The organism is Streptomyces sp. NPDC127106, from assembly GCF_042677605.1.
Taxonomy (GTDB): Bacteria; Actinomycetota; Actinomycetes; order Streptomycetales; family Streptomycetaceae; genus Streptomyces.
Genome location: NZ_JBHXTC010000072.1, coordinates 12,233 through 35,959 on the forward strand (window position 1 = coordinate 12,233; position 23,727 = coordinate 35,959).

The following is a 23,727-nucleotide window of genomic DNA, read 5'->3' on the forward strand; positions in this document are numbered from 1 at the left end:
CCCCGCGCGGCCCGCCCCCCGGGGTTGGGCCAAGTCCCCGGGGCGGTCCCCATAACCCCCCCCCAAAAGCCGTTGGGGCCCGGCCCCCCCGGGCCCCCCCCCCCCCCGGGGGGGGCGGCGGCGTGTTCAGTCCAGCGGGATGGCCTGGTGGGCGGCGACGATCTCGTCGATCCGGCGTGCGAGGTCGAAGTCGGCGGCGGTCAGCCGATGGCCGGCGTCGTGCGTCGTGATCGCTGCCCGCAGGTGGTCGATCCGGAGGTCGAGGTCCGCGTGGTGCTGGATCCGCCGGGACCTGTCGGCGATCGTGACGATCGCGGCCACCGCGGCGTGATAGCGGATCGCGTAGGTGCGGGTGATCTCATTGCCCTCCCGCTTCCATCCTGGCAGGCCCGACAGCTCCCGTTCGATCGCTTCGTCGGACAGCGGCTGCGGTACACCCATGTCAGCTCCCCTCGGTCACGGGTGCCAGCACCTCGGCGAGGTGCCGGCCTTCCGGCGCATCCTGCCATGGGGTCATGACCCGCTTTAGAGAAAGCAGTTCACGGATCAGGCGCGCGGAACGGGTCTCGACGGCGATGGCTGAAGCCTCCCGCGCAATATCGACAGCGTGGTCCGGTTTCCGGGCCGAGGCAGCGGCTGCGGCGTACCGCGCGAGGTAGACGCCGCGATCCCGCCGGGCGGTCGCCGGCACACCGGCAACGAGCTGGGTCCAGAGGCTGTCAGCCTCGTTGCCGAGGCCGAGACGGCCGTAGCAGGTGGCGCGCTGCACCTCCAGGTAGCCCGGCGTTCGTCGACATGCGTTGCCCCAGGGGAGATGGTCGTCAACTTTGGCGAGCAGTCCGCTGGCGGCATCGATGAGCTGATCCACGGCGTGCCGGTCGCCGGTGAGGCTGGCGCCGTGGGCCTGCTGCTGCATGGCCATGATCCGTACTTTGGGGACGAGCCGGTCGGAGTCTGCGAGGGCGGCCTCGCACAGATCGATGACCCCGAGCCCGTCACCGAGGTCCGTGCGGACTTGGGCCAGGTTGACGAGGCTGTAGCCGATCAGCTGCGGGTCTCGGGAGCGAGCCGCGATCTCCTGCGTCACGCCCCGCCAGAAGGCGGCGGCCGCGAGATCGCCAGCGTCCTGGTAGAGCCAGCCGACGAGCGCCGCATAGGCGGCCCCGGTGCTGAGCAGCCCCCGGCGGGTCTCTCCGCTCGCGGACCGGACCAGCTTGTCGATCAGCTGGTACTGGGCGGATACGGTGCCGATCAGGTCGTGCGGGCCGAGGAACATGTCCGCGCGGTAGTGCCCCTCCAACTGCTCCTGGAAATAGCCGATCAGGGCGGGATCGACGTACTGGGAGGCGGCCGGACCGGGCATGAGCGCGGCCGCTGTGACGGAGACGAACGTCCTGCGCTTCACGTCTTCCTCTCGGTCACGCTCGGGGCGCATCCATCCACGGGGAACCGTAAACCCGAGGTCTTCCGGCCACCGTCCGAGCGCCTCGTGCAGCACGATCGCGGTCTCCTCCGGAGGCCACCCGGGCCGCGCGCCCTCCCATCGGCGCCATGTCTGGGCACTGACGGTGAAGTGTGCGTCAGCGAGGAGCCGTTGACCGTGCTGGGTGAGTTGCGAGGCGGCGGTTTCCATGGTGCGCCAGCCGACCCGGAGCCGGGCTGCCCTCAACGCATCGTTGCGGTGGCTCATGTGCCCAGTCTGAGGTGCCGTCGCGGCCGTATCCAGCGATGGCCGCAACGTGGCCATGCGTGGCCACGCGATGGCCTATCCGCCTGTCAACGTGCTTGCCCATCATCTACCCCAGCACACCCGGTGACGACGGTAGGGAGCACACGGTATGGGCATTGACCAGGCGGAGCTGGATGCGGGGGCGCGGTTGATCGCGCGGGCGCTCGTGCCGTTCGAGCAGAAGCCCGCTGACGGCGAGATCGCCGGGATCGCGGTCGATCTGCAGGTGTACGGGGACCTGTGGTTCCCCGAGGCCGCCGCCCTCGGCAGTGCGGATACGGTGCGGGTGCTGGACGAGTGGAACGCCCTCCTGCGTGAGGGTCCGGCCGATTCCCCGTTCGGCCGGTGGACCCATGCGCGCGCGATGGCCCGCGTTCTCCGCCGGCTGCACGCGCTGCTGTCCCGGGTCGTGGCGGCGTGAGTGCCAGCCGTGTCTGCGTGCGCTGTCAGTGCGCGATCCGCATCGCGGGGTACGTGACGATCGTCCCGTACTCGGCGTCGGGCGCCCGGCCCGATCTGTACGTCCACGGGTACGGCGACTCCGAGTGCGGCGCCGGCGCGGGTCAGGACGCCGGGGACAGGAGGCGGTGGGCTGCTGTGGGGGCGGGGCGGCCCACGAAGGGGAGGAGGTCGGCGTAAGCCTGGGCGTCGCCCACCAGGATGCCGCCCAGGAGGGTGCGGCCGTCGGCGTCGAGGACGAGCTTCGCGTACGTGCCCTGCACCTCGTCCAGGCGGCTCAGTTCGAGGGAGCCCGCCGTGCCGGCGTGGGCGTCGCCGAAGCTCGCCACGTCCACGCCGAGCAGCTTCAGCTTCGTTGACATGTCCGCCTGCTCGAAGGGGTTCGCGGGCAGGTCGAGGAGCTGGCGGGCCACTGACTCGGCCATCCGGTAGCCGGGGGTTGCCAGGCCGTAGCAGCGGCCCGACACGGCAGCGCACTCGCCGATCGCCCAGATGCGGCTGTCCTCCGTGCGGCACAGGTCGTCCACCAGGAAGCCGCCGCGCCCGCCCGTGGCCAGGCCGGCCGGGGCGGCCAGTTCGTCCCGGGGGCGGACTCCCGCCGAGAAGACGACCACGGACGCTTCGAGGGTGGTGCCGTCCGCCAGGGTCACTGCTGCGGCCCGGCCGTCCGGGCCTGGCCGGACCGCCGCGGTCGCCACCCCGCAGTGGGCGTGCAGGCCGCGCTCCGCCACCCGCTGCCCGAGGACTCCGCCGCCGGCCGCGTCCACCTGGAGCGGCATCAGCCGCGGGGCGAGTTCCACCACGTGCGGCTCCATGCCGAGCAGTCGGAGGGCGTTGGCCGCCTCCAGGCCGAGGAGGCCGCCGCCTATGACCACGCCGGGGCGGCCCGGTACGGCTGCCGCGCGGATCGCGTCGAGGTCGGTGAGGGTGCGGTAGGAGAAGCATCCGGGCAGGTCGTGGCCTGGTACGGGAGGGATGAAGGGCTTGGAGCCGGTGGCCAGCACCAGGGCGTCGTAGCCGATCGTGGCTCCGGTGGTGGTGGTCACCGTATGGGCCGTGCGGTCGATCGAGGCGACGGCCGTGGCGAGCCGCAGCTCGACTCGTGGGTCCGTCGCGAGGCCGGGTGCGGGCAGTGTGAGGTCCGCCGCGCTGCGGGCGTCCAGGTATGAGGAGAGCGCGACCCGGTCGTACGCAGGACGGGGTTCTTCGGCGAGGACCACTACCCGCCAGGACCCGGCCCGGTCCAGGGCGCGCAGTTCCTCCACGAGGCGGTGGCCGGCCATGCCGTGGCCGGCGAGGACGAGGGTGCGGGGGGTGTGGCTCATGACGGGGTGCTCCCGGTTCGGACCAGGCCGCACAGGGAGCGCACGGCGCTCGTGCAGCCGCCGCAGCCGGTGGTGGCGCGGGTCGCCGCGGCGACCTCCTCCACGTCGGCGGCGCCGGCCCGGCAGGCCTCGGTGATGGCGTGCTTGGTGACGTTGTTGCAGCGGCATACGACGGCGTCGTCGGGCAGCTCGTCCGCGCCGGGCTCGGCCGGCGGGAGGCCGAGCAGGAACTCCAGCCGCCCGGCGGCCGGCACGGGCAGGCCGCGCTCGTACAGCCGGCTCACGGCGGCGATGGCCCGCGGCAGGCCGAGCAGGACCGCGCCGGTGATGCGCTGGTCGTGCAGGGTGAGGCGGGCGTAGCGCCCGCGGGCCGGGTCGGTGAAGGTGATCACCTCGGCGCCGCCGGGAGCCGAGTCGTCCGCCGGGTCGGCCGCCGGGGCCGGGTCCCCGCCCAGCCGGACCAGGTCGGTGCCGGGCAGCCGCAGCCGGGTGATCCGGCGGGTGCCGCGGTGTTCCGGGCCGGTGCCGGTCATCTGCCGGGCCAGCGACTCGGCCTGCTCCCAGGCGGGTTCGAGGTGTCCGGCGGTGTCCCCGGGGTGCTCCGCGCAGTCGCCGATGGCGTGGACGTGCGGGTCGTCGGTGCGTAGCCGGCCGTCGACGACGATCCCGGAGCGGACGGTGAGCCCGGCCCGGCGGGCGAGTTCCGCCTCGGGCACGGCCCCGGTGCACAGCAGCAGGGTGTCCGCGGCCAGCACGCTGCCGTCGTCCAGGGTGAGCTTGCCGGTGCAGTACCCGGTGGCGCGGCGGCCGGTGTGGAGCTCCACGCCCAGTTCGGCCAGGTGGCGGCCGAGGAGTGCGCCGGCGGTGGCGTCGACGTGCCGGTGCAGGGGGTGCGGCCCGCGGTGGACGAGGGCCACCTCGTGCCCGGCCCGGCGCAGGGCGGCGGCCGCTTCGACGCCGAGCAGCCCGCCGCCCAGGACGACGGTGCGGCGCGCGTCGGGCGCGGCCCGCCGAACCTGTTCGGCGTCGGCCAGGGTGCGCAGGGCGAGGACGCCTTCGGCGCCGCCGGGCCGGGGCAGTCCCGGGATCCGGGGGACGCGGGGGCGGGAGCCGGTGGCCAGGACCAGCGTGTCGTAGGGGTGGACTGAGCCGTCGTCGGTGTACGCGAGGCGCCGCCGGCGGTCGATGCGGGTCACGGTGACCCCGGTGCGCATCCGGACGCCTTCGGGGAGTTCGGGCAGGGCGAGGGCGGCGGCGGGCAGCGTGCCGTCCAGCACGGAGCCCAGGAGGACCCGGTGGTAGGGGGCCCGCGGTTCGGCACCGAGTACGGTCACCCCGCCGCGGTGGCCGTGGTGGTGCAGCCGCTCCGCGAACCGGTGGGCGGCGCTGCCGCCGCCGACGACCAGCACCTCGCCCGCGCTCACAGCCCGGCTCCGGCGTCTTCGGGGGCGGTGGCGCGGGCGGGCCCGACCCGGACCGCGCACACCTTGAACTCGGGCATCCGGCTGCGCGGGTCGAGGGCCGCCGAGGTGATCAGGTTGGCGCGCCCGGCCCCGGCGAAGTGGAACGGCAGGAACACCGTGTCCGTGCGCAGCGTGGGGACGAGCCGGACCCGGGCGGTCGTGCTGCCGCGGGCCGAGGCGACCTCGGCGGCGGCGCCCTCGGCCAGCCCGAGCCGGGCGGCGGTGTCGGGGTGGATCTCGACGAAGGACTCGGGGGCGGCGGCCGCGAGCTCGGGGACCCGGCGGGTCTGGGCGCCCGACTGGTACTGGGCGAGGACCCGGCCGGTCGTGGCGTACAGCGGGTAGTCGGTATCGGGGGTTTCGGCGGCGTCGCGGTGCTCGACCTCGGCGAACCGGGCGAGGCCGTCGGGGTGGGCGAAGGAGTCGAGGAACAGCCGCGGCGTGCCGGGGTGCGGGGCGGTGCCGTCGGGGGTGGCCGGGCAGGGCCAGTGCAGGGCTTCGCCGGCGTCGAGCCGTTCGTAGCTGATGCCGGAGTAGTCGGCGGGCCCGCCGCGGGAGGCCCGGCGCAGCTCGTCGAAGACCTCCCGGGGTGCGGCGGGGAAGCGGTCCGGGTCCTGGCCGAGCCGGACGGCGAGTCCGCGGAGCACCTCCAGGTCGCTGCGGGCCTCACCGGGCGGGGTGAGCAGCCGGCGGCGGCGCAGGACGCGGCCTTCGAGGCTGGTCATGGTGCCCTCTTCCTCCGCCCACTGGGTGACGGGGAGGACGACGTCGGCCATCTCGGCGGTGTCGGACGGTACGAAGTCGGCGACGACGAGCAGGTCGAGCGAGGCCAGCCGGTCGGCGATGCGGGCCGCGCGGGGCGCGGAGACCACCGGGTTGGAGCCGAAGACGAGCAGGGCGCGCGGCCCGCCGTCGGTGCCGAGGGCGTCGAGGAGTTCGTAGGCGCTGCGACCGGGGCCGGGCAGGCTGTCCGGGTCCACGCCCCACACGGCGGCGACGTGGGCGCGGGCGGCGGGGTCGGTGAGCATCCGGTAGCCGGGCAGCTGGTCGGCCTTCTGGCCGTGTTCGCGGCCGCCCTGGCCGTTGCCCTGGCCGGTGAGGCAGCCGTAGCCGCTGCCCTCGCGGCCGGGCAGGCCGAGGGTGAGGGCGAGGTTGATGAACGCGGCGACGGTGTCGGTGCCCTTGCTGTGCTGTTCGGCGCCGCGCCCGGTCAGGACGTACGCCCGCTCGGCGTCGGCCAGCAGGGCGACCGCCTCGCGCATCTCGGCGACGGGGACGCCGGTGACGCGCTCGACCCGCTCGGGCCACCAGGCGGCGGCCCGCCGCCAGGCGGCCTCGAAGCCGGTGGTGCGCTTGTCGAGGTACTCCTGGTCGGTGTGGCCTTCGGTGACGGCGAGGTGGAGGAGGCCGAGGGCGAGTGCGAGGTCGGTGCCGGGGGTGGGCTGGAGGTGCAGGGCGGCCGTCTCGGCGGTGGGGGTGCGGCGCGGGTCGATGACGATCAGCCGCGCGTGGTTCAGGTGGCGCATCAGCGGCGGCATCGTCTCGGCCGGGTTGGCGCCGGCGAGGAGGACGACGTCGGCGGAGGCGAGGTCGGTGACGGGGAAGGGCAGGCCGCGGTCGAGGCCGAAGGCGGCGGAACCGGCGGCGGCCGCCGAGGACATGCAGAACCGGCCGTTGTAGTCGATCTGGCTGGTGCCGAGGGCGACGCGGGCGAACTTGCCGAGCTGGTAGGCCTTTTCGTTGGTGAGCCCGCCGCCGCCGAACACGCCGACCGCGTCGGGGCCGTGCTCGTCGCGGATCGTCCGCAGCCGGCCGGCGACGAGGTCGAGGGCGGTGTCCCAGTCGGTGGGGGCGAGTGCGCCGTCGGCGCCGCGGACGAGGGGGCGGGTGATGCGGCCGGGGGTGTCGAGGAGGGCGGGGGCGGTCCAGCCCTTCTGGCAGAGGCCGCCCCGGTTGACGGGGAAGGCGGGGTCGGGTCGGACGGTGGTGCGGCCGGCGGAGTGTCCGGTGGTGCGGCCGGTGTCGTGGGTGAGCCGGGTGCCGCACTGGAGGGCGCAGTAGGGGCAGTGGGTGGCGGTCTCGGACGCAGGGGCGGCGGTCTCAGACACGGGTGGCCTCCGCTCGGGCCGGTCCGGCGGCCGCGGCGGCCGGCTTCGCGGTGCCGCCCGGGGGCCCGGCCGCGGGGGTGCGGCGCAGGTAGACCGCCCAGGTGACCAGGACGCAGACCACGTAGAAGCCGAGGAAGGCGAGGAAGGCCGGCTCGCCGGAGGGCGTCGGCCCGCTGTAGGCGCTGCGGAAGACCAGGTTGACGCCGACGCCGCCCAGGGCGCCGACCGCACCGGCGATGCCGATGACCGCGCCGGAGAGCCGGCGGGCCCGGGCGAAGGCGGCCTCCGCGTCGTGGCCGGAGGTGACCTGCTCCTGGGCCTGCCGGGCGAAGACGGCCGGGATCAGCTTGTAGGTGGAGCCGTTGCCGATGCCGGTGAGGACGAACAGGGCGGTGAACCCGCCGATGAAGAGCCCGTACGAGCCGTTCGCGGAGGCCGCCAGGAGGACGCCGGTGCCGGCGGCCATCGCCAGGAAGGTGAGCAGGGTGACCCGGGCGCCCCCCCACCGGTCGGAGAGGAGCCCGCCGACGGGCCGGAAGAGGGAGCCGAGCAGCGGGCCGAGGAAGGTGTAGGAGGCGGACTGGAGGGGGGTGGCGCCGAACTGGCTCTGCAGGACGAGGCCGAAGGCGAAGCCGTAGCCGATGAAGGAGCCGAAGGTGCCGACGTAGAGGAAGGAGATCCACCAGGTGTGCGGGTCGCGGGCGGCTTCGCGCTGGGCGCCGGGGGCGCTGCGGACGGCCGTGAAGTTGTCCATCCTCCAGGCGGCGAGGAGCGAGGCCAGCACGATCAGCGGGATGTAGACGGCGATGACGTACGCGGGGTGGGTGCTGCCGGCGGTGGCGATGACGAGGAGGCCGATCAGCTGGATGGCGGCGACGCCGAGGTTGCCGCCGCCCGCGTTGATCCCGAGGGCCCAGCCCTGTTGGCGCTGCGGGAAGAGGGCGGTGATGTTGGTCATCGAGGAGGCGAAGTTGCCGCCGCCGACTCCGCCGGCAGCCCCGATCAGCAGGAACACCCACAGGGGGGTGCCGGGTTGCCGGATGAAGTACAAGGCGGCCAGGGTGGGGACGAGCAGGACGGCCGAGGCGAAGACGGTCCAGTTGCGGCCGCCGAAGCGGGTGACCGCGTGACTGTAGGGCAGCCGTAAGGCGGCTCCCACGAGGGTGGGCACGACCACGAGGAGGAACTTCTCGGCGGGGGTGAATCCCAGGCCGATCGCGGGCGACATGAAGAGCACGAGGACGGACCACATGCTCCACACCGAGAAGCCGATGTGCTCGGAGAGGACCGAGAGGATCAGGTTGCGGCGGGCGATCCGCTTCCCGGTCCGCTGCCAGAACTCCTCGTTCTCGGGGTCCCAGTCCTCGATCCAGCGTCCGGCTGCGGGACGTGCGGGCGGCGTCATGGCTCCTCGGCTTTCTGCTCGGCGACTCGAACTGACACGTTGAACTATACCGTTCAGTTCAGTTCGAACTCAAGCGTCAGTTCGACCGCTTCAACGCCCGGTCCACCAGGGCCCCCGCACCCCCCGTGTACCCCGCCGGATCACACAGCGCGGCCCATTCCGCACCGCTCCGCCGCCCTTGGAGCACCGGCTCCCCGGCGAGCAGCTCGTGCAGCGGCCGGCCGCGCTCCTCCGCCGCGGCGGAGACCCGGGTCAACAGCTGCTTGGCCGCCGCCTTGCCCAGCTCCGGCGCCAGCACCGCCGCGATCCGCTCGGACACCACCTGGCTGCCCGTCATCATCAGGTTGTCACGCATCCGTTCGGGCCGGGCCGTCAGGCCCTCGGCGAGCTCGACCGCGGTGTGGGCGGCGCCGCCGACCAGCCGCAGGGCCTCGCGCAGCAGCTGCCACTCGGCGTGCCAGGCGCCGGCGGAACGCTCGTCCTCCGAGACCAGGCACTGCACCAGCCCCGTCGCCAGGACCGGCACCTGGAGCGCGGCGCTGCGCAGCAGCGTGCTCAGCACCGGGTTGCGCTTGTGCGGCATGGCCGAGGAGCTGCCGCGGCCGGCCACGGCCGGCTCGGCGACCTCGCCGACCTCCGTGCGGGACAGGTTCTGCACGTCGACGGCGATCTTGCCCAGGGCCCCGGCGGTGAAGGCGAGGGCCGCCGCGAGGTCCGCGACCGGGGTCCGTAGGACGTGCCAGGGCAGGGCGGGGCGGGCGAGCCCCGTCTCGGCGGCGTACGCCTCGCCGAGCCGGTCCAGGTACGCGCCGGGGTCCTGCTCCCCCGCGCCGTCGATCCGGGCGTACTCCAGGTACCCGGCGAGGGTTCCGGCGGCTCCGCCCAGGGACACCGGCAGGCCGCCGTCGGCGATCCGGGCCAGGCGCTCGTCCGCGTCCAGGACCAGCTGCCGCCAGCCCGCCGCCTTCAGGCCGAAGGTGGTGGGCACCGCTTGCAGGGCGAGGGTGCGGCCGGCCATCGCCGTGTCCCGGTGCTCGCCGGCCAGCCGGGCCAGCGCGGCGGCGGTACGGCCCAGGTCCGCGCGGATCAGGCGCAGCGTCCGGGCGGCCACCAGCATGGCGCCGGTGTCCAGGATGTCCTGGCTGGTGGAGCCGCGGTGCACGTACTCGGCGGCCTGCGCGTCCTCGGCGGCGACCACCCGGGTCAGCGCCTGCACCAGCCCGACCACCGGGTTCGCGGTCTCCCGGGCGGCCAGGGCGAGTTCCCGCAGGTCCAGGTTGCCGGCCCGGGCCGCCCGGGTGATGGTGTCGGCGGCCGCCTCCGGGAGGGTGCCGAGCCCGGCCTGGGCGCGGGCCAGGGCGGCCTCGGCGTCGAGCATGGCCTGGAGCCAGGCGAGATCGCAGACGGCCTCTTCCGCGGGGGTTCCGGCGCGCACCGGGGACAGCAGCCCCGCGTCGGTGAGCGCGTCCTGGGTGCCGCCGCCAGCGGCTCCGGTGCTCATACCAGGACGCCGGTCAGGTCGGTCTCGGAGGGCAGGGAGACCCCGGCCGGGACGGCGGAGGCGGGCGGCAGGGCCAGCACCGAGCGGGCGATGGAGTCGGAGTCGCCGAGGGTGACCGAGTCGACGCCCGGGCGGATGCCGGCCGCGGTGACCCAGTGCACGGACTCGGTGGGCACCCCGTACGCGAACCGGCGCGGGTGGGCGCGGCCGCGGGCGTCGAGGAGCCGGTACGGGCGCTCGGTGACCGCGAGGCCGCCGGACTCGTAGCCGGTGCCGTCGGGGCCGGAGATCCGGTACGTGGTGCACTGCTCGGTGTCGAGGAGGTGGCGCAGCAGCGGGTCGTCGGTGCGGCGCAGGTCGGGCTCGGGCAGCCGGGCCTCGATGAGCACGGTGGAGCGGACCGCGGGGCCGGGGACGCTGCGGGACTGGGCGATGAAGGTGGCGTCGTCGCCGGCGGCCGTGTCGACGCGGATCTCGGTTCCGGGACCGGTCAGGACGAGCACCCCGGCGTCGATCAGGGCGATCATCTCCTCGATCCGGGAGGCCGGCGGGCCGATGGAGAGGAAGGCGTTGAGCGGGGTGTACCAGCCTTCGAGGTCGTCGCGGTGCGAGTCGCCGGTCAGGCCGCCGTGGTCGACGGCGAGGCGGATCTCGTTGCGCAGGTCGCGCAGGACGTCGAGGGCCGCCTTGAGGGGGCCGCTGAGGTTGCCGGCGCGGGCTTCGCGGACGTCGGCGGCCAGGTAGTCGACGAGCCAGGCCCGGAACTCCTCGCGGCTGGTGAACTCGCGGTCGCCGTAGGGGCGGGAGAGCTTCTCCCAGTTCCAGCGCTCGTCCGCGGCGATGCCGTACACGTCCAGGAGGGAGGACCGGTCGTCCTCGTCCTCCAGCGACAGGAAGCGGGCGGTGAAGCCCTCGCGCTCGTCGCCGCGGCCGCGGGCCTGGAGCAGGGCGCCGTAGTAGACGCTCTCCGTCTCGCGGGAGATCAGCGGCCACAGGTCCGCGGTGAAGTCGATGCCCTCGCCGTCCCCGGAGCGGCTGCGCAGCTCCTCGATCCGGGCGGGGGTGAGCAGGCGCGGCAGGTACCGGCCGTAGGCGCCCTTCTCGTTCTCGCCGCGGGCGTGGTACGGGATGCCGCGGCGCGAACTGGCGTACAGCACCGGCTCGTTGCCGGAGGCGCGGTAGACGAGGCGGCCGTCGTCCCCGCGGACGAACTGCCCGCCGCGGCCTGCGGTGAAGAGGGCCATGTGGTCGAAGAAGTTCAGGCCGAGGCCGCGCAGCAGGACGTTCTGGCCGGGCTTGACGGCGTTCAGGTCGAGGTCGGCGGGGTTGGCGGGGGTGATGTACGTGAGGTGGTGGATGCGGGCGAGGCTCGCGGTCTTGGCCTCGCGGGGGGTCAGCCGGGCCGGTACGTGGCCCTGCGCCATCACGATGGCGTCGAGGTCGTTGAGCCGGGTGCCGTTCTCCAGGCGGACGCCCTGCCGGCCTCCGGTGGTGCCGTCGGTGTCGGCCATGGCCACGGCCCGGGAGCGGTGGACCTCGACGGTGACGTGGGCGGGGGCGAGGGCGACGACCCGCTCGAAGGTGGCGCGCAGGTAGCTGCCGTAGAAGGCGCGGGTGGGGTAGGTGTTCGGGCCGAGGCGGCGGGCCTCGGCGACCGCGGCCGCCTCGCCCTCGCCGGACGCGGCGAGGCCTTGCGCCCACTCGTACAGGCTGGGGCCGGGCTCGATCGGGCCCTCGGTCAGGACGCTGTCGTCGGTGTAGATGGTGATCTGGGAGGCGACCGTGTTCATCAGCAGGTGCTGGGACTGGTCGGGCCGCCAGACCTGGCCGGCGCCGGGCGCCGAGGGGTCGACCACGTGGACGGTGACCGTGTCGTGCGAGGGGGTGCTGCGCTCGTTGGCGCACAGGCGCTCCAGGACGGAGAGGCCACGGGGGCCGGCTCCGATGATGGCCACCTGGAGGCGGTCGCGGTGGGTGCTCATCACTTCTCTCCGTTCGGGGCGGTCGCGGCGGTCGCGGTGGTCTGGGCGATCAGGGAGGCAGGGGCGGTCTGGGCGGTCGGGGCGTCCGGTGCGGGGACGCGGAAGCCGTGCATCCAGGCGACGTAGTCGTGGAGTTCGTCGCGGGAGAAGGAGCGCAGGACGGCGTTGCGGTCGGTGGCGGCGGCGCCGGAGGTGTGCCAGAGCTTGATGCTCTCCCGGGCCAGGAGCTGGATCCGGCCGGTGCGCTCGTGCCGCTCGGCGTTGAACTTCTCGAAGCGCTGCGGGAACTCGTCGGCGTCGCAGTCGAGGAGGTCGCCGAGGGTGACCGCGTCCTCCAGGCCCTGGCAGGCGCCCTGGGCCACGTAGTGGAGCATCGGGTGGGCGGCGTCGCCGAGGAGGGCGACCCGGCCGTCGACCCAGTTCTCGACCGGGTCGCGGTCGACGAGGACCCAGGACTTCCAGCCCTCGCCGAGGGCGAGCAGGCGCTGCGCGTCCTCGCCGAGCGCCGCGAACTCGCGGCGGATGTCGCCCTGGGTGGCGGGGACGCCGGCCACGGCCTCGGTGGCCTTGTTGTCGCTGCTGGCGGCGAGGTTGAGGTACTTGCCCCCGGCGATCGGGTAGTGCACGAAGTGGCAGCCGGGGCCGGTCCACCAGGTGACGGAGGTCAGGTGGCGCAGCTCCTCGGGGACCTGCTCCATCGGGATGATCGCCCGGTAGACGGTGATCCCGGAGTTGCGGGGGGCGCCGTCGCCGACCAGCTGGCCGCGGATCGCGGAGTGGATGCCGTCGGCGCCGATCAGGGCGTCACCGGTGATCCGCTCGCCGTCCTCCAGGACGACGGTGGCGCTGGTCGCGTCCTGCTCGTAGCCGACCGCGGTGACGGCGCTGCGCAGCCGTATCGCGTCCTCGGCCCGGCAGGCCTCCAACAGCTTGGTGTGGAGCTCGGCCCGGTGGACGACCGCGTACGGGTTGCCGAACCGCTCCCGGTAGTGCTCGGTCAGGTCGAGGCTGGTCACGTGCTCGCCGGTGACGCCGTCCATGAAGGTGAGCGCGTCCATCTGGACCGCGGTGGAGCGGACGGCCTCGCCGAGACCGAGCCGGTCGAGGGCGTGCAGTCCGTTGGGGGCGAGCTGGATGCCCGCGCCGATCTCGGCGAACTCGGGGGCGCGTTCCAGGACGAGGACCTCGTGGCCCTGCCGGGCGACGGAGAGGGCCGTGGCCAGGCCGCCGATCCCACCGCCGATGATGATGAGCTTCGACATCAGACCTTCTCCTCGGTGAGCTGCGAGCCGGCGCCGGCGGTGATGAGCCGGGCGAGTTCGAGACGCTTGATCTTGGTGGTGGCCGTCTGCGGCAGGTCGGACTGCCGCCACTGGACGGGGTCGGCCATCGGCGGCAGTCCGACGGTGGCGGCCTTCCAGGCGGCGGGGTCGAGCGGCTTGTCGTCCCGGGTGCAGACCACGGGGACGGCCCGGCCGTTCTCGTCGGGGATGATGATGACCTCGGCGAGGTCCGCCAGCCGCGTGAAGAGGGTGTCCTCGGCGGCGAGGGTGGAGCCGAAGCCCTCGATCAGGTCGACCTCGCGGTCGAGCAGGTGCACGCAGCCCCACTTGGTGCGGTAGCCGACGTCGCCCATGCGCCACCAGCCGTCGTTGACCTGCTTGTCGTAACGTTCCTGCTCGCCGAGGTAGGTGACGATCCGGCCGTCGCTCTTGACCTCGATGAAGCCGGGGTTGGACTCCGAGACCGGCAGCCCGTTGCGGCTGACGACGCGGACGTCGGTCATGCCGGGGAACGGCATCCCCACGCAGCGGCCGTCGGCGTCGAGCCCGCGGCGCTTGGAGAAGGACCGGGCCACGGCCGGGCCGATCTCGCTCTGCCCGTACAGCTGGCCGAAGATCGGGGCGGTGCGCTTCGTGGCGGCCAGCATCCGCTGCACGGTGCGCGGGTGGATGGCGTCGAAGGTGCTGGAGAACAGCTTGACGTTGGCGAGGGGCCCCCGCGGGTCGTCGGCGAGCTCCTCCCACTCCATGAAGGAGTTGGGGTGCGCCTCCAGGATGCCGGGGCGCAGCTGCGCGAAGAGGTCGGCGGCCTTCTTGGGGTCGGAGTCGGCGAGGACGACGATCGGGTAGCCGCGGAAGAGGGAGATGGCCAGGGCGGTGATCAGGCGGGAGTGCACGAAGGAGACGTGCATCGCGATGGTCTCGCGGCCCGGGAGGAGCGGTCTGGTGATCGCGGCCTGCGGACGGTAGCGCGCTTCGAGGGTGGCTCCGGTGTGGACGGCGAGCTTCGGGGTGCCGGTGGTGCCGGAGGTGTGGGTGATCAGGGTCGGGTGCTCGGGCGGCATCGTCACGGCCGGTACCCGGGGGGAGCCGGCGAGCGCGGCGAGCTCGGTGGCCTCCTTGTAGCTGCCGGAGGTGAGCAGGACTTGCTCGGCCTCCTCGAAGACCGAGGCGGGCAGCTCGGTCTCCAGTTTGTTCTGGTCGGTGAGCAGGTACGGCTGCTCGGTGCGGCGCACCAGTTCGGCCACGGTCTCGCCGTCGAGCTTCGGCGACAGCAGCACCGGCACCGCGCCGATGCGGACCGCTGCGCAGGCCAGGAGGGTGATGTCGAAGCCGTCGGACTTGTAGATCACCACGCGGCGGCTGGGGCGGACCTGCGCGGCCCAGAGCCGGGAGGCGAGGTCGTCGATCAGGTCGGCCACCTCGGCCACGGTCGCCCGGCGGCCGAGCTCCGGGGCGACGTCGAGGTCGTGGTCGAGGATCACGACGTTGGTCGGGTGCTTCTTGGCGGCCCGCTCGAAGAGGGTCCCGAGCCGTATGCCCTTGTTCCCGATGCGCTGCAGAATCATCGCCTTTGCCCTTCTCAAGTCACGTACGGATGGCGTCGGTTGCCTGGTGCCTGGTGCCTGGTGCCTGGTGCCTGGTGCCGGTCGGAGGGACGGGGGCGGGGGCGGGAGGAGGGCGGTCAGACGCCCTGCGCGGCCGCTTCCTTGTCCTTCTCGATGACGGCCTTGATGCGGCCCAGGGTCTCGGCCAGGTCGCCGGCGACCTTGTCGCCCCACTCGGTGAAGAACTGCTGCTTCTGCTCGTCGTCCATCTCGGCGGTGATGCCGCGGATGCCCTCGGTGGGGGTGCCCATCCGGAAGTGGTGGACCAGGAGGCTGTTCTCGCCGTCGGCCTCGATCGTGAAGCCCCAGACGCTGTCCTGCTTCTCGCCCTTGCTGTTGTGCATGGCCCACTGGAAGGTCCGGCCGGCCTCCGCCGCGACGACCTCGGCGTACGTCGTCCACTTGCCGCGCACCACCGGGGCCCAGGCGACGATCTCCTCGCTGCGCTCGTTCTCACCGCGGAAGACCGAGCCGACCGCGCCGGGCTCGCCGGTGGTCCACTCCCCGCCGAGGCACTCGGGGCTCCACTCGCCGCTGCGGGCGAGGTCGCTGACGACCGCGTACACCTCGGCCGGGGCGGCCGAGACGTGGATCTGGGCCCGGGACCGGAAGAGGGGGGTCTGGGTGCCGCTCATAGCGGGTGTCCTCCTGTGTCATGCAACGTCGGATGTCTTCAACTTCCGCTTCTGCCGCCCCGCTTGGGCTGCTCAGCTATATGAACCATACAGTTCAGTTCAATTGAACGCAACGGTTCAGTTCAGTTGGGATCTAGACTGGCCCCGAGCCGAGGAAGTTGGGGACGAACGACATGACCGCACGGACCAGCACCGCAGAAGCACCCGCAGGCCCATCCGGGGCGCGCGCCGCGCGCAAACGAGAGGCCATCCTGGCCGCCGCCCGCACGGTCTTCCTACGCGAGGGGTTCGGGGCCGGCGTCGACCAGCTCGCCGCCGAGGCGGGCGTCTCCAAGGTCACCGTCTACAACCACTTCGGCAGCAAGGAGAACTTGTTCAACGCCGTCATCGGGCAGACCCTCGACGAGGCCCTCGAGGTCGCCCAGACGGTCATCCAGGCCAAGCTCGCCGAGTCCGACGACGTCCGCACCGACCTGCTGGAGGCCTGCCGGATCTGGGTCGCCGGCCTCACCACGCCCGACGTGCTGGCCCTGCGCAACGTGATCGCGGGGGAGCGCCACCGCTTCCCCGAACTCGGCCGGACCTGGCAGGAGGAGGGCCCCGGCCGCCAGCACGCCGCCCTGGCCTCCGCCCTGGGCCGGCTCGACCAGCGCGGGCTGCTGCGCATCCCGGACATGGAACTGGCGGTGCTCCAGCTGTCGGGGCTGGTGCTGTCCCCGCACCTGGTCTACGGCGTGTACGGCACGACCCTGGACGAGGGCCTCGCCGAGCGGCTGCTCCAGGGCGGGGTGGACATGTTCCTCAACCAGTACGGCGTGGGCCTGTAGGCGGGCCGGGCTGCGGCCCGTCCTGCTGCATCTGTGGCTCTACTCCGAACGCGGCTTGCGCGTCGAGCGGTACCGCAAGGGCCATGCAAAGCCCGACGGTGCCCTCGCCCCCAAGGGCACCTTTGCCGGTCAGGGCGAATGGGCCGACCCCGGCCCCGTAGCCATGATCGTCGAGGCCACCTCCTACGACAGCGATACCGACAAGCGCGACCGTGAAGAGAAGCCGAGCGCCTACGCCCAGACCGGTATCCCTGTCTACCTGCTCATCGACCGGGACACCTGCGAAACCCTCGTCTACACCGAGCCCGACGGCGACACCTATGCCCACCTCGCCCGCCGTCCCTTCGGCCGCACCATCCACCTCCCCGACCCCGTAGGCATCACCCTCAACACCGAGCCCCTCAAGGACTGGGTGCGCTGACCTCCTCCTCCAGGCGCTCGCTCGTCCGCGTGCGTACCGCCCCCGAGCGAGTGCGGTCGGGGGGCGGCACGCCGGGGCCGGTCAGCCCGTCAGGGACCGCCACATGGTCAGGGGACGGTCCTCGACCGTGATCTGGTCCTCGTGGCCCCTGCCGTCGCGGATCACGATGATCCGGTACTTGTCCTGGTGGAACACCCAGAACAGACTCAGGCCGTTGATCCGCTGCATGTCCGGTACGGCGAGGAATTCGTCGACCCGCGTGATCCCGGTCAGCGATCGCCACAGGTCGAGCCCGCGGTCGCCGCGCTCGATGACGTCCTGGTGCGCGGTGCCGTCGGCGATCGAGATGAGCCGGTAGACCTGGCTGCCCATCAGGGTGTGGAACACCCAGTAGTAGCTCTTGCCGCCCTGCCGCTGCATGTCGGGGACCGGCAGGAAGGCGTCGACCTGCTGCATGCCGCTGAACGACGCCCATGCGGAGAGGGCGCGGTCGGGGCGGTCGACCCGGCCGGCCTGCTCGGGAGGGAGTCCGGTCTCGGCCCCGTCGGCGATCGAGATGAGCCGGTAGACCTGTCGGCCTTCGGCGGTGTGGAACAGCCAGAACCGGCTTCGGCCGTTGATCCGCTGCTCGTCCGGAACGGGCAGGATCGCGTCGACCTTCGTCACCCCGGCGTAGCACGGCCACGTGCTCAGCGGCCGGTCGGGGCGTTCCCGGACGTCCGTGTGTTCGTCCCCGTCGGCGATGGAGACGGTCCGGCAGACGGAGCCGCCGTCGCTGCCCGTCCCGTACGCCCAGTACCAGCTCTTGCGGTTGTCGCGCTGCATGTCGGGGATGGGCAGGAAGGCGTCGGTCGGTCGGACGTCGGCGGGCGGCTTGTCGGTGAGCCGGCCGTCACCGAGTAGCCGCAGCAGCCTCAGCGAAGGTGCGAAGGCGTAGACGGAACCCTCGGTGACGACGAACTGGGTCAGGGTCAGCTGGGTGGTCTTGCCGGGGGTCTCGTAGGCGAGCTTTCCGGCGGCGCCGACCATTCCGTCGGGACCCGGCTTGTCCTTCCGGTTGGGCGGGAAGTTCGGGCTGTCGATCCACGCCTTCTGGATGAACTCGAACTGCTGCACGAGGTCCGACTGGTAGCAGACGAAGAGCAGGCCGCGTTTCTCGTCGGGCCCGCCCGGCCCCTCCGAGGTGGGGTCGAAGGGCGCGCCGTACGGGGCGCCGCGGCGGATGATCCGGCGGCGGTCCATCACCGGGTTCTCGTCGAAGGGTGGATCACCGGGCTTCTCCTGGAGGCCGTCGCGCGGGTTGGTCTTGCGCAGGTGCGAGAAGAGCGGGGTGATGAAGCCCTCGGGGTCGTTGCGGTAGCCGAAGTCGTTGTCCTCACCGGCCAGCGCATTGGAGGGCCTGTCGGCGTGCGGGCACGTGGCGACGGGCGTGCCGGACCGCCACCGGCCGACGAGACGGGCGGCCAGCCACTCCGTGGTGGCCTCGGACGGCACCACCTTGGCCTCCTTGAGCACCTTCAGCTGCCCGGCGACCTGGGACCAGAAGCCCGGGACGTCCTGGTCCAGCCGGCGCACCACCTGGAAGCTGCCGTTGTCGGCCCAGTCGGGCGTCTCGTGCGGCACGCCGCCGACCCGGTCGAGGCCGACGACGAACTCGCCGGGCGGGATCAGCCGGGTGCCGTGATGGCCCTTGACGTACTCGGGCTTGACCGGGTCCGGCTCGTCGAAACCGACCACGCCGGGCTCGCTGACGCCGTCCTTGAAACCGAAGTGCTCCTTGCCCCTCCGGCTGCCGGGCAGCGTGGCGGCGTCCTGCTGGAAGACGATGACGATCTTGGCTGCGGCGCAGGCCTCCCGCTGCTGTCTGACCGTCGCGTGGAGGTCCTGGACGGTGTCCGAGGCGATGGTGAGGACGGCGTGGATGGGCTGCCCCTTGCCGTTGCCGAAGAGCCACCTCTCCGGCGAGCTGTCACCGGTGTCCCCGATCGCCCGCTTGTCCGAGCCCTGCTTGAAGGCTTCCAGGCCGCTGCCGGGCGGGACGGAGGGCAGCGGGTCCTTTCCGACCAGCTCCTGCAGGCCCGCGTACGTGAAGCTGACGTTGGTCCAGGTGGCCTTCAGCGTCTTCGGGTCGTCGCCGGCGGCCGCCTTCCTGGCTTGGCTGAAGGCGGCGTTGAAGGTGGCCACCTGCCTCGTCGTCGAGATCTGTGGTTCCAGGGTTTTGACCCAGGTGCGCGCCCGCGCCGCGTCCTCGAACTTGAGGAACAGCAGGGTCATCTGGTCCTTCTTGAAGCCGGCGATCACATCGCCCTGGATGTCGTCGCTCTCACGCAGCTTGAGTCCGTCCACCATGCTCTCTCCAGAAGGTCGACACTTCCACGCGGTGTCGCGCAGAGTAATCGGCAATCTATGCGGTGTCGGGCATGTCCTTCCGTGGTTGGCCCGGCCGCCGGGGTCGTCCACCGCTCGACTGACGCGCGACTGTGCTGGTGGTGGGCCAAGTTGGGGCATTCGAGCGGTCCGTTCCGTCCGCCTGCGTGTCTCCGGATGGCAGTCGGGTGGCACGCCGGAAAACTGAGATCCGTCACTGTGCGTGAACATGTGGCAGTCCTGGTGCAGCCCTGCCCCGGCATGTCCCCCTCGGCCGGAGCCGCTGTGCCCTCCTCTCCTCCCGCAAGGAGTCCCATGTCCCGGAGCAATCCGCCCCTGACCGCCCGCCGGAGGCTCGCCGCGGCGATCTCCGCCTGCGCCGCCACCGCGATGGCCGCGTCCATGGCCCTGGCGGCGGCCGGACCCGTACTCGCCCACACCGGTCACGGGGAGGGAGGCCACGGCGCCGCCTCCTTTCCGTACGCCCCTGCCTCCCGGGCGGCGAGGGCTCCGGTCACCGTCGACCCGGAAGAGGCGGCCACACTCGGCAGGGAGCACGCCGAGGAACACGCCCGTACCCGGATGGCCGTGGCCGGCGTCGGCGAGTACCCGCAGACCACCCGGACGGAGCGGCTGAAGGCGCTGACCGCCTCCCAGGCGAAGGCCAACGCGTCCTTCGACGCCGCGGAGTTCGGCCGGTTCCAGGAGTACTTCCCGTCCCCGGACTTCGCGGCCCACATCGCGATGCTGCCCACCGGCAAGGTCCTGCTGTTCTCGTTCGAGCGCATCGAGACCAACCCGCAGAAGGAGCCGGCGCCCACCGACACCATCGGCGCGGCGAACGCCGGCCGCGCCTGGATCTGGGACCCCGCCAAGGGGACCGGCGCCGCCGCGTTCACCGAGAAGAAGCCACCGGTCGTCAACATGCCCGACGGCAAGAACGAGCCCCGCCCGGCCCCGTTCTTCTGCGCCGGCCACTCCTACCTGCCCAACGGCATGCTCGGCGTCTTCGGCGGCAACCTCGGCGGCAACGGAGGCACCGGCGCCAAGCTGTCGCTGGTCTTCGACCCCTGGGCGGAGGAGTGGTACCTGAACAAGGACATGGCCGTGGGCCGCTGGTACCCGAGCGTGGTCACCGGTGCGGACGGACGCCAGGTCATCATGTCCGGCCAGTCGGAGCTCGGCTGGGGCACCCCCACCCCGGTCGTCGAGCGCTTCCCCGCCGCGGCCCATCCGGTGCCCTTCGACAAGGCGGTCAAGCCGGTCGGCTGGGGGGTGGACAAGCTCGCGACCGAAGCCCCCTTCAAGTGGGACTATCCCCACCTGTTCTCGCTGCGCGACGGGAAGATCTACGGTCTCGGCCGGTCCGTGGACCAGCAGTGGCGTTTCGACACCGCGGCCGACACCAGGACCGACCTGCCGGACCGCCCGGACATGAACAAGGCCAAGCCCGGCCCGGACGGCGGGGAGTGGAGGCGCAACTACGGCTCCGCGGTCCCCCTGCCGGCCGGCTTCCGGGGCCCCGACTCGGTCCTGGTCCTCGGCGGCGACCGCGACGACCCGAACACCTACCGGTTGGCCGGCGGCAAGTGGAACACCGAGAAGCCGCGCGCCTTCGGCCGCACCCAGGACGACACCCTGCTCCTGCCGAACGGCAACCTGCTCACGGTCAACGGCGCCTTCGACATCCGCAACTACGGCAACGGGCCGTACAACCCCAACGCCGACCTCAAGTACCGCCAGACCGAACTGCGGGACGAGAACGGCGACTGGAAGCTCGGCCCCGTCCAGCGACTCCCGCGCGGCTACCACTCCAACGCCCTGGTCCTCCCGGACGGCCGCGTCATGATCACGGGCGATGAGCTCCAGCAGCTCGCCAACGACCCCGACATCACGGACAACAACAACGGCAGCATCGAGATCTACGAGCCCGCCTACCTGCACCAGGGCAGCCGCCCCTCGCTCGGTCTGGTCTTCAACCCCACCGTCGGCTACGACGAGAAGATCACGGTCAGCACCAGCACGCCCAACGACGTCGCCCGCGCCGTACTGCTGGCCCCGACCACCGCGACCCACTCGGTCAACACCAGCCAGCGCCACCTCGAACTGCGCATCAAGAGTCGCGGCGGCAACTTCCTGGAGCTCCAGGCCCCGCCGAACGCCGCCGCGGCCCCGCCCGGCTACTACATGCTCTTCCTCCTCAACGAGGAGGGCGCACCGAGCAAGGCCGGTTGGGTCCAGCTCAAGCCCGCCGAGGCCGCCGCGGCGGGTGCCGGCGCCGCCAGGGCCGGGGCCAAGCCCGAGGCCGAGGCAGCCGGCGACTGACCCCCGTCCCCGCCGCGGCGGACCCCCAGCCCGTCCCCGGGGCGCACGGCACCGGGCACGGCTGGGGGCCTCGCCGCCTTCGGCTCCGCCGTCACGTGCCGGCGGGCGTTCCCGCGCGGGCGGTCCGGATCGAGCGTCGGCTGCGGTTCGGCAGCGCCCCGAAGGGGCGCGGGGAACTGCGCGACCAGCCGCAGCGGGCCCGCAGGCGTTTCCCGGCCCGTCGCTGCACTTCCCGCGGAGCGCTCAGTCTTCGTAGCGGCCGAGGCGGTCGGCGGCGTAGTCGTCGAAGGCCTGCTCGATGTCCTCCGGGGTGCTCATCACGAACGGGCCGCCGCGGAAGACCGGTTCGCCGATCGGCTCGCCGCTGACGAAGAGGAAGTCCGCCCCGATCGGCCCGCCCCCGATGCGGACGGTGCCGCCGTCGTCCGCGAGGACCGCCAGCTCGCCGTCGGTGACCTCCGCCCCGGCGACACGGCCGCTGCCGGACAGGACGTACACGGCGGCGTTGCGCCCCTGCGGCGCGGGCAGTTCCGCGCTCTCGCCCGGGGCGATGGAGGCGTGCACGACGGTCACCGGGACCTGCGTGTCGAACGGGCCGGTCACGCCGAGGGCGGTCCCCGCGATCACCTTGAACCAGGATCCGTCCAGGCTCCGGACCACGGGGATCTGCGCGGCGGTGCGGTGCTGCGTGCGCGGACGCAGGCCCTTGAGGGCGGCCGGCAGGTTCACCCAGATCTGGACGTTGTGCTGGAGGCCGCCGGCCGCGCGGAAGGCGTCGGTCGGCTCCGCGGAGTGCACCACGCCCGCGCCCGCGGTCAGCCACCGCACGCCGCCCGGCTGCACCACGCCGCGGTCGCCGGTGGAGTCGGCGTACTCGATGTCGCCCTCCAGGACGTAGGTGATGGTCTCGAAGCCGCGGTGCGGGTGCTCGGGGGCGCCCTTGGGCTCGCCCGGGCCGAGGTCCACCGGTCCGACCTGGTCGAGCATCAGGAACGGGTCGAGCTGTGGGATCTGCGGCGTCGGGAAGGAGCGGCGCACCGGGAACCCCTCGCCCTCCAGGGTGTGGAGGGGCGGCAGGACGTCGACCACCGAGCGGTTCGCGGCGGTGGTGGCGGCAGCGGTGTCGAGGGCGGAACCCAGCGTGGTCATGATGCCTTCTCTCGTCGTTCGGTCGTCGTCTTCCAATGCGATGAACTATACAGTTCAGTTCAGTTAAGTCCAGGGCGTCCGCGGCCCGGCCCTTAACTGACAGATACCGGCGGCCGCGATTGTCCGTGCCCCGCGTGCGCGGACAGACTCCTTCCCATCGCACCGACGCACACCCCGTTCATCGCAGGGGCATGCCGCCACCGGCATTCGCTGCGCATGTCACCTTTGCGGAAGGACAGTCCATGCCCGAGCTCAAGATCCTCGCCATCTCCGGCAGCCTGCGCAGCGCCTCGTTCAACAGCGCCCTCGTCCGCGCCGCGCAGAAGCACGCCCCCGGCGGCCTGAACATCGAGATCTACGAGGGCCTGCGCGACCTCCCGCTCTACGACGAGGACCAGGACGTCGACCCGGCCCCCGCCGCCGTCGCCGACCTGCGCCGCCGCATCATCGAGGCCGACGGCCTCTTCATCGCCACCCCCGAGTACAACTACGGGATCCCCGGCGTCCTGAAGAACGCCCTGGACTGGGCGAGCCGCCCGGCCTTCGACTCCTCCCTCACCGGCAAGCCGATCGCGATCGCCGGCGCCGCCCCCACCAACTTCGGCACCGTCCGCGCCCAGCTGGCCCTGCGCCAGACGTTCCTGTGGACGGACTCCAGGGTCGTGACCAAGCCCGAGCTGCAGATCTTCCGTGCCCACGAGCGCTTCGACGAGGCCGGCAACCTGACGGACGAGACCGCCATCGAGATCCTCCAGCAGCTCCTCGACGCCCTCGGCACCAAGATCCGCGAGACCCGGGCCGTGGCCAACGGCACCGTCTGACCGTCTGACCGACTGACCGACTGACCGTCTGGCCTTCTTGCCTTCTGGCCGTCTGACCTCCGGGCCGTCTGACCTCCGGGCGTCTGACCAGCCGGCCGCCCGGCTGCCGCACCCGCTCCGCCTCCGCCCCACCCGTCACCCCCCAAGCCCCAACCCCCCACCCCCCACCCCCCACCCCCACGCACCACCCGTCGACCGGAGTCGCCAGCTCCCGCTCGTCTCCCCCCCTCACCGAAGGGCCCCCCCCCCCCCCGGGGGGCCCAAGGGACCGGCCCGTGCCCGAACCGCACCGCCCCCCCGCAGTTGTAGAAAACCGCGCG

17 protein-coding genes and 1 pseudogene are annotated in these 23,727 nt (G+C 72.8%); 5 read left to right on the forward strand and 13 right to left on the reverse strand.

Annotated features, from left to right (window positions below; genetic code table 11):
* Positions 1–126: 126 nt before the first annotated feature.
* The gene (locus ACFVGY_RS34095; RefSeq protein WP_385685246.1) at positions 127–441 is read right to left on the reverse strand and encodes a 4a-hydroxytetrahydrobiopterin dehydratase; all 315 of its coding nucleotides are present in this window, start codon (positions 439–441) and stop codon (positions 127–129) included.
* A gap of 1 nt (position 442) precedes the next feature.
* The gene (locus ACFVGY_RS34100; protein ID WP_385685249.1) at positions 443–1,690 is read right to left on the reverse strand and encodes a Twin-arginine translocation pathway signal; all 1,248 of its coding nucleotides are present in this window, start codon (positions 1,688–1,690) and stop codon (positions 443–445) included.
* A gap of 148 nt (positions 1,691–1,838) precedes the next feature.
* Here ACFVGY_RS34100 and ACFVGY_RS34105 point away from each other — a divergent pair, with 148 nt between their 5' ends.
* Positions 1,839–2,150 (forward strand): DUF6415 family natural product biosynthesis protein, encoded by a 312-nt coding sequence (locus ACFVGY_RS34105; RefSeq protein ID WP_385685252.1) that lies wholly within the window; start codon positions 1,839–1,841, stop codon positions 2,148–2,150.
* Positions 2,151–2,292: 142 nt separating this feature from the next.
* Here ACFVGY_RS34105 and ACFVGY_RS34110 read toward each other — a convergent pair whose 3' ends face one another.
* The 9 genes from ACFVGY_RS34110 to ACFVGY_RS34150 all read right to left on the reverse strand — a co-directional run bounded on the left by ACFVGY_RS34110 (position 2,293) and on the right by ACFVGY_RS34150 (position 15,497).
* Positions 2,293–3,513 (reverse strand): FAD-dependent oxidoreductase, encoded by a 1,221-nt coding sequence (locus tag ACFVGY_RS34110; protein ID WP_385685255.1) that lies wholly within the window; start codon positions 3,511–3,513, stop codon positions 2,293–2,295.
* Positions 3,510–4,937 carry an FAD-dependent oxidoreductase gene (locus ACFVGY_RS34115; protein WP_385685258.1) on the reverse strand — a complete coding sequence of 476 codons (1,428 nt, stop codon included), beginning with the start codon at positions 4,935–4,937 and terminating at the stop codon, positions 3,510–3,512. Before ACFVGY_RS34115 ends, ACFVGY_RS34110 begins: the two co-directional genes overlap by 4 nt.
* Complete coding sequence (locus tag ACFVGY_RS34120) at positions 4,934–7,084, reverse strand: molybdopterin oxidoreductase family protein (RefSeq protein WP_385685261.1); 2,151 nt, start codon at positions 7,082–7,084, stop codon at positions 4,934–4,936. Before ACFVGY_RS34120 ends, ACFVGY_RS34115 begins: the two co-directional genes overlap by 4 nt.
* Positions 7,077–8,489 (reverse strand): MFS transporter, encoded by a 1,413-nt coding sequence (locus tag ACFVGY_RS34125; RefSeq protein ID WP_385685264.1) that lies wholly within the window; start codon positions 8,487–8,489, stop codon positions 7,077–7,079. Before ACFVGY_RS34125 ends, ACFVGY_RS34120 begins: the two co-directional genes overlap by 8 nt.
* 76 nt (positions 8,490–8,565) lie before the next feature.
* Positions 8,566–9,990 carry a 3-carboxy-cis,cis-muconate cycloisomerase gene (pcaB, locus tag ACFVGY_RS34130; RefSeq protein ID WP_385685267.1) on the reverse strand — a complete coding sequence of 475 codons (1,425 nt, stop codon included), beginning with the start codon at positions 9,988–9,990 and terminating at the stop codon, positions 8,566–8,568.
* The gene (locus ACFVGY_RS34135) at positions 9,987–11,972 is read right to left on the reverse strand and encodes an FAD/NAD(P)-binding protein (RefSeq protein WP_385685270.1); all 1,986 of its coding nucleotides are present in this window, start codon (positions 11,970–11,972) and stop codon (positions 9,987–9,989) included. The genes pcaB and ACFVGY_RS34135 overlap by 4 nt, the downstream gene beginning before the upstream one ends.
* Positions 11,972–13,234: an FAD-dependent oxidoreductase gene (locus ACFVGY_RS34140; RefSeq protein WP_385685272.1), complete on the reverse strand. Its 1,263-nt coding sequence runs from the start codon at positions 13,232–13,234 to the stop codon at positions 11,972–11,974. Before ACFVGY_RS34140 ends, ACFVGY_RS34135 begins: the two co-directional genes overlap by 1 nt.
* Positions 13,234–14,823, reverse strand: a complete 1,590-nt coding sequence (locus tag ACFVGY_RS34145) for a class I adenylate-forming enzyme family protein (RefSeq protein ID WP_385685275.1) — start codon at positions 14,821–14,823, stop codon at positions 13,234–13,236. The genes ACFVGY_RS34140 and ACFVGY_RS34145 overlap by 1 nt, the downstream gene beginning before the upstream one ends.
* 116 nt (positions 14,824–14,939) lie before the next feature.
* On the reverse strand, positions 14,940–15,497 hold the full coding sequence (locus ACFVGY_RS34150; RefSeq protein ID WP_385685278.1) for an SRPBCC family protein: 558 nt from the start codon (positions 15,495–15,497) through the stop codon (positions 14,940–14,942).
* Positions 15,498–15,670: 173 nt separating this feature from the next.
* On the opposite strand from ACFVGY_RS34150, the gene ACFVGY_RS34155 reads away from it, so the two are divergent.
* Entirely contained in the window at positions 15,671–16,324 is a 654-nt protein-coding gene (locus ACFVGY_RS34155; protein WP_385685281.1) for a TetR/AcrR family transcriptional regulator, read from the forward strand.
* A 31-nt stretch (positions 16,325–16,355) separates the two neighbouring features.
* Positions 16,356–16,745: pseudogene (locus ACFVGY_RS34160) on the forward strand (Uma2 family endonuclease); the annotation flags it as partial.
* Positions 16,746–16,826: 81 nt separating this feature from the next.
* On the opposite strand, the gene ACFVGY_RS34165 reads toward ACFVGY_RS34160, so the two are convergent.
* A complete protein-coding gene (locus tag ACFVGY_RS34165) occupies positions 16,827–19,094 on the reverse strand; it encodes a Dyp-type peroxidase (RefSeq protein WP_385685284.1) in 2,268 nt (755 codons plus the stop codon).
* 333 nt (positions 19,095–19,427) lie between these two features.
* Here ACFVGY_RS34165 and ACFVGY_RS34170 point away from each other — a divergent pair, with 333 nt between their 5' ends.
* Entirely contained in the window at positions 19,428–21,437 is a 2,010-nt protein-coding gene (locus ACFVGY_RS34170) for a galactose oxidase-like domain-containing protein (RefSeq protein ID WP_385685287.1), read from the forward strand.
* Between the two features lie 243 nt (positions 21,438–21,680).
* Here the strand turns inward: ACFVGY_RS34170 and ACFVGY_RS34175 are convergent, their stop codons facing one another.
* On the reverse strand, positions 21,681–22,586 hold the full coding sequence (locus ACFVGY_RS34175) for a pirin family protein (protein ID WP_385685290.1): 906 nt from the start codon (positions 22,584–22,586) through the stop codon (positions 21,681–21,683).
* 242 nt (positions 22,587–22,828) lie between these two features.
* Between ACFVGY_RS34175 and ACFVGY_RS34180 the strand changes: the two genes are divergently transcribed.
* Complete coding sequence (locus ACFVGY_RS34180) at positions 22,829–23,407, forward strand: NADPH-dependent FMN reductase (RefSeq protein WP_385685293.1); 579 nt, start codon at positions 22,829–22,831, stop codon at positions 23,405–23,407.
* The last annotated feature ends 320 nt before the right edge of the window (positions 23,408–23,727 follow it).

What these genes read in the sequence shown, in the direction of transcription:
- ACFVGY_RS34140 (WP_385685272.1), bottom strand. Translation starts at nt 13,234, where the DNA reads ATGTCGAAGCTCATCATCATCGGCGGTGGGATCGGCGGCCTGGCCACG.
- ACFVGY_RS34175 (WP_385685290.1), bottom strand. Translation starts at nt 22,586, where the DNA reads ATGACCACGCTGGGTTCCGCCCTCGACACCGCTGCCGCCACCACCGCC.
- ACFVGY_RS34105 (WP_385685252.1), top strand. Translation starts at nt 1,839, where the DNA reads ATGGGCATTGACCAGGCGGAGCTGGATGCGGGGGCGCGGTTGATCGCG.
- ACFVGY_RS34180 (WP_385685293.1), top strand. Translation starts at nt 22,829, where the DNA reads ATGCCCGAGCTCAAGATCCTCGCCATCTCCGGCAGCCTGCGCAGCGCC.
- ACFVGY_RS34155 (WP_385685281.1), top strand. Translation starts at nt 15,671, where the DNA reads ATGACCGCACGGACCAGCACCGCAGAAGCACCCGCAGGCCCATCCGGG.
- ACFVGY_RS34125 (WP_385685264.1), bottom strand. Translation starts at nt 8,489, where the DNA reads ATGACGCCGCCCGCACGTCCCGCAGCCGGACGCTGGATCGAGGACTGG.
- pcaB (WP_385685267.1), bottom strand. Translation starts at nt 9,990, where the DNA reads ATGAGCACCGGAGCCGCTGGCGGCGGCACCCAGGACGCGCTCACCGAC.
- ACFVGY_RS34100 (WP_385685249.1), bottom strand. Translation starts at nt 1,690, where the DNA reads ATGAGCCACCGCAACGATGCGTTGAGGGCAGCCCGGCTCCGGGTCGGC.
- ACFVGY_RS34145 (WP_385685275.1), bottom strand. Translation starts at nt 14,823, where the DNA reads ATGATTCTGCAGCGCATCGGGAACAAGGGCATACGGCTCGGGACCCTC.
- ACFVGY_RS34170 (WP_385685287.1), top strand. Translation starts at nt 19,428, where the DNA reads ATGTCCCGGAGCAATCCGCCCCTGACCGCCCGCCGGAGGCTCGCCGCG.
- ACFVGY_RS34135 (WP_385685270.1), bottom strand. Translation starts at nt 11,972, where the DNA reads ATGAGCACCCACCGCGACCGCCTCCAGGTGGCCATCATCGGAGCCGGC.
- ACFVGY_RS34165 (WP_385685284.1), bottom strand. Translation starts at nt 19,094, where the DNA reads ATGGTGGACGGACTCAAGCTGCGTGAGAGCGACGACATCCAGGGCGAT.
- ACFVGY_RS34110 (WP_385685255.1), bottom strand. Translation starts at nt 3,513, where the DNA reads ATGAGCCACACCCCCCGCACCCTCGTCCTCGCCGGCCACGGCATGGCC.
- ACFVGY_RS34150 (WP_385685278.1), bottom strand. Translation starts at nt 15,497, where the DNA reads ATGAGCGGCACCCAGACCCCCCTCTTCCGGTCCCGGGCCCAGATCCAC.
- ACFVGY_RS34095 (WP_385685246.1), bottom strand. Translation starts at nt 441, where the DNA reads ATGGGTGTACCGCAGCCGCTGTCCGACGAAGCGATCGAACGGGAGCTG.